This is a genomic window from Anaerosphaera multitolerans (assembly GCF_004006535.1).
GTDB lineage: Bacteria > Bacillota > Clostridia > Tissierellales > Peptoniphilaceae > Anaerosphaera > Anaerosphaera multitolerans.
Genome location: NZ_RLIH01000030.1, coordinates 1 through 4,589, shown reverse-complemented (window position 1 = coordinate 4,589; position 4,589 = coordinate 1). Strand labels below are relative to the sequence as shown.

The following is a 4,589-nucleotide window of genomic DNA, read 5'->3' as shown; positions in this document are numbered from 1 at the left end:
GATATTATAATTTTAAATATTTGATTGAGATTTTCTCTCCTGTAAATATTTTATCAGAAAGTATCCAAAGTAGATTGCAATTAACTTAATAATCCAAGTGTTGATTGCAAAAATGATGTATACTCTGTAGATTAAAGATACTTCTAATATTTCAACAGGTGCTACATAGATAAGGTTAATAAATACAAATATAATTCCCAGTAAAATAGTAAAAGTGAGAAGGGATTTTCCCTTTAACTCTTTTCCGATTAGGTAAATAATAAGTCCTGTAAGTAATATGGCCAAAGATTGAAGAAAATAGCCGTAAAATCTGTATTTCAAATCAAAGGTTACTTGCGCGTATTTGTTCAATTTTTCAAAGGCTTTACTGGACAGCAGTAAGAGGATTGCATTTCCAATAAACAATAGACCTACTTTTAAATTCTTATTCATAATAAGCTCCTTTCCAGAGACTTCATCAGGAAAAATTAAAATTGAGCCGGATTATTTTTTACTTTCATTCTCATCTTTTAATTTGGAGTAATTAAAAATATAGTAGCTATAGATTCCAATTACTATTGCAGAAAAAACAAGGTCTGAAATTTCAAATAAATTTCTTTCTGAATAGTATCTTAAAACCATTCTGAAAATGTCGTAGGCTATAACTACTCCAGTCCATATAAAAATTTTTCTAAACTTTCCCTTTCTGCTTAGGTTTCGTTTTTCTTCTTCCATTTCTTGAGAAATTCGTTTTTGATATTCCTGTTTTTCTTTGTTTTTAATTTTATGTTCTTTTAACCATCTCTCAAAGGTGTTTTGGAGATTTTCCTTAGTTTTCTTTTTCATATTTTAATTGTATTTTAAATTATATTTTATTTCAAGGAAGTTAGGTAAAATCATACAAATAAACTATACTATTTTCCTTTTAATTAAATACTAGATGTGGTATATTTATTTACACAATAATAAATCAATACAAAATATAGGGGATAAAAAAATGAAAATAATTAAGAGAAATGGCGATATAGCAGACTTTGATGTAAATAAAATTGAAGTTGCTATGGAAAAAGCCTTTATAAGTGTAAGTAAACCCATAGATGAGGAAACGATAAAGAAAATGAGTGGTCAAATCGTAGAAAAAATTAAGAACAATTTTCCTAAAGACCACCTTATTACCGTTGAAGAAGTACAGGATTTAGTGGAGATAACCTTAATTGAAAATAATTTTTACACAGTTGTAAAGTCATATATTCTCTACAGAGCTTCTCACCACAGAATGCGTAAAACCATTGAGGATTTTTCTAAATATTTTGCAGATAAAAAAATTATAGATGCAATGGTGAAAATTCAAAAAGATTTTAAAGAGGATGCTTATGATTTGGCTTTTCTTTACAATAAATTTTTATCCTTTGCAAAGGATAATTTAACTGAAGGTGAATATTTATCTATATTGATAAAGGCATCTTCTGAATTGACTTCAAAGGAAGCTCCTAAATGGGAGTTTATTTCAGCTAGATTTTTATCTATAGAAATTGAAAACAGCATTGGTGCAGTTATGAACAAGCTGGACATTAACACTTTTAAAGATAAGATTCACTATTTGACAAAGGAAAATCTCTATGGAAGCTATATGATTGAAAATTATAGTGATATTGAAATAGATGAATTGGAAAGGTATATGGACTATAGCAGGGATTACCTTTTTAACTATAGCGGTCTGGATCTTGTAATGAAAAGATACTTAATCAGAAGTTCGGAGGGTGTGCTTTTAGAGGCTCCACAGGAGATGTTTATGGGAATTGCCATGCATCTTGCCATTCCTGAAGGTGAAAATAAAGTAAAGTGGGCAAAGAAAATTTATGATGTGCTTAGTCAATTAAAAATAACCGTTGCCACTCCCACCATGTCAAATGCAAGAAAGCCCTACCATCAGTTGTCATCTTGTTTTATAGATACTGTGCCTGACAGTCTTGAGGGAATTTACAGATCTATAGATAATTTTGCCCAAGTGTCAAAACATGGCGGAGGAATGGGACTTTATTTTGGAAAGGTAAGGGCGATGGGCTCGGACATAAGAGGTTTTAAAGGCGTTGCAGGAGGAGTTATAAGATGGATAAAACTGGCAAACGACACTGCAGTAGCTGTAGACCAATTAGGAGTTAGACAGGGCGCGGTGGCTGTTTACCTAGACGTATGGCATAAGGATATAGCTGAGTTTCTACAACTTAGAACTAACAGCGGAGATGATAGGATGAAAGCTCATGATGTATTTCCTGCCGTATGTTTTCCGGACTACTTTTGGAAGTTAGCTAAGGAGGATATTAATGCAAAATGGTATATGATGTGTCCTCATGAAGTGTTAACGGTAAAAGGTTATTGCCTTGAAGACTATTTTGGTGATGAGTGGATTGAAAAATATTTGGATTGTGTAAATGATCCTAGAATTGACAAAAGGTCAATGACTGTAAAGGATATGGTAAGACTTATTATTAAGTCTGCCGTTGAAACGGGAACGCCTTTTATTTTTAATAGGGATAAGGTAAATGAATTTAATCCGAATTCACATAAGGGTATTATTTACAGTTCCAATTTATGTACTGAGATAGCTCAAAACACAAGTGCCATTGAAAGTATATCAACGGAAATTGTAGATGAAAACGGAGAGGAAGTAGTTGTTAAAACTACTAAACCTGGAGATTTCGTTGTGTGTAATTTAGCTTCGTTGGTTCTTGGAAATATAAATGTAAATGACAAAGATGAACTTGAAGATATAATCAGGACAACTGTTAGAGCTTTGGATAATGTAATTGATTTAAATTACTATCCTGTACCTTATGCCAAGATAACAAATAGAAAGTACAGATCAATAGGTCTTGGTACTAGCGGCTACCACCACATGCTGGTTAAAAACAATATAAGCTGGCAAAGTGAAGAGCATTTGGAGTTTGCCGACAGGGTATATGAAGATATTAATTATTTTGCCATAAAGGCAAGTAATGAAATTGCAAAGGAAAAGGGAAGTTATAAGTACTTTAAAGATTCTGATTGGGAGACGGGAAAGTACTTTGAAAAAAGAAATTACAACAGTGATAGATGGAATAAGTTAAAAGAGGAAGTTCACAAGAGCGGACTTAGAAACGGATATATAATGGCAGTTGCTCCGACAGGTTCAACTTCAATTATAGCAGGTACCACAGCTGCGGTGGATCCCGTTATGAGCAGGTATTTTCTAGAGGAAAAGAAGGGAGCGATAGTTCCAAGAGTAGCTCCGTCTTTAGACTCTCAGACTTTTTGGCTCTATGAAAATGCTCACGATATAGACCAAAACTGGGTAATAAGGTCTACCGGTGTTCGTCAGAGACATATTGACCAGTCTCAATCTGTTAATTTATATATAACCACTGACTATACAATGAGTCAAATTTTAAATCTGTATCTTAGAGCCTATGAAGAGGGAATTAAGACTATATACTATGTAAGAAACAAGTCGCTAGAAGTGGAAGACTGCGATAGCTGTTCAGCTTAAGGAGGAAAAATGGAACAACTTAGAAGAAAAGATTTATTTAATGAAAAGGGAGATATTGAACTTAGCAAGCGTAGGATGATTAACGGTAATACTACGAATTTAAATGACTTTAATAATATGAAGTATTCTTGGGTAAGTGATTGGTATAGACAGGCTATGAACAACTTTTGGATACCTGAGGAAATAAACCTAAGTCAGGATGTTAAGGACTATAGAAATTTAGAACCGGAAGAAAAGACAGCCTATGATAAAATACTTTCCTTTTTAATATTTCTGGATAGTTTACAAACAGCCAACCTTCCAAGTATTGGAGAGTATATTACAGCAAATGAAGTAAATCTTTGCTTGACTATTCAAGCTTACCAAGAGGCTATTCACTCTCAGAGCTACGGCTATATTTTAGATACAATTTGTTCGCCTGAGGAGAGAATGGAGATTCTATACCAATGGAAGGACGACCCTGTACTTTTAGCTAGAAATAAATTTATTGGAGATAAGTATAACGACTTTTATAACGATAGAACAGCATTTAATCTTGCAAAAACGGCAATTGCAAATTATATATTGGAAGGAATTTATTTTTATTCAGGTTTTATGTTTTTTTATTCACTGGGAAGAATTGGAAAGATGCCTGGAACTGTTCAGGAAATAAGGTATATTAACAGGGACGAAAATACTCATCTATGGCTTTTCAGGTCTATAATTTTGGAGCTTAGAAAGGAAGAACCTCAATTATTTACTGAAGAAAAAATTGAATTCTACAGAGATATGATTAGACAAGGTGTTGAAGAGGAATTAAAGTGGGCAAGGTACGTAATCGGAGATAACATTAAAGGTTTAAATATGAATATGGTTGAAGATTATATTAAGTATCTTGGCAATTTAAGATGTAGGGGCTTAAACTTTGAACCTCTATATGAAGGCTATGATAAAGAACCTGATTCAATGAAGTGGGTAAGCGAGTATTCCGATCCAAATGCAATAAAGACGGACTTTTTTGAAGCTAAAGTATCCGCCTACTCAAAATCAAGTGTAATAGAAGATGATCTATAAAAAGGAGAGGAATCCAAATTGTTTGGATTCC

General features: G+C 32.9%; 4 protein-coding genes. 2 read left to right on the top strand and 2 right to left on the bottom strand.

Features of this window, described 5'->3' with window-relative positions:
- Positions 1-12: 12 nt before the first annotated feature.
- On the bottom strand, positions 13-432 hold the full coding sequence (locus tag EF514_RS10525; protein ID WP_127725410.1) for a hypothetical protein: 420 nt from the start codon (positions 430-432) through the stop codon (positions 13-15).
- A gap of 51 nt (positions 433-483) precedes the next feature.
- On the bottom strand, positions 484-825 hold the full coding sequence (locus EF514_RS10520) for a hypothetical protein (protein ID WP_127725409.1): 342 nt from the start codon (positions 823-825) through the stop codon (positions 484-486).
- A 151-nt stretch (positions 826-976) separates the two neighbouring features.
- On the opposite strand from EF514_RS10520, the gene EF514_RS10515 reads away from it, so the two are divergent.
- Both EF514_RS10515 and EF514_RS10510 read left to right on the top strand, forming a co-directional pair.
- Positions 977-3,505 (top strand): ribonucleoside-diphosphate reductase subunit alpha, encoded by a 2,529-nt coding sequence (locus EF514_RS10515; protein WP_127725408.1) that lies wholly within the window; start codon positions 977-979, stop codon positions 3,503-3,505.
- Positions 3,506-3,514: 9 nt separating this feature from the next.
- The gene (locus EF514_RS10510; RefSeq protein ID WP_127725407.1) at positions 3,515-4,558 is read left to right on the top strand and encodes a ribonucleotide-diphosphate reductase subunit beta; all 1,044 of its coding nucleotides are present in this window, start codon (positions 3,515-3,517) and stop codon (positions 4,556-4,558) included.
- Positions 4,559-4,589: the final 31 nt, after the last annotated feature.

Excerpts from the sequence above, each read along its gene's own strand:
- EF514_RS10525 (WP_127725410.1), bottom strand. The coding sequence starts at position 432 with ATGAATAAGAATTTAAAAGTAGGTCTATTGTTTATTGGAAATGCAATC.
- EF514_RS10510 (WP_127725407.1), top strand. The coding sequence starts at position 3,515 with ATGGAACAACTTAGAAGAAAAGATTTATTTAATGAAAAGGGAGATATT.
- EF514_RS10515 (WP_127725408.1), top strand. The coding sequence starts at position 977 with ATGAAAATAATTAAGAGAAATGGCGATATAGCAGACTTTGATGTAAAT.
- EF514_RS10520 (WP_127725409.1), bottom strand. The coding sequence starts at position 825 with ATGAAAAAGAAAACTAAGGAAAATCTCCAAAACACCTTTGAGAGATGG.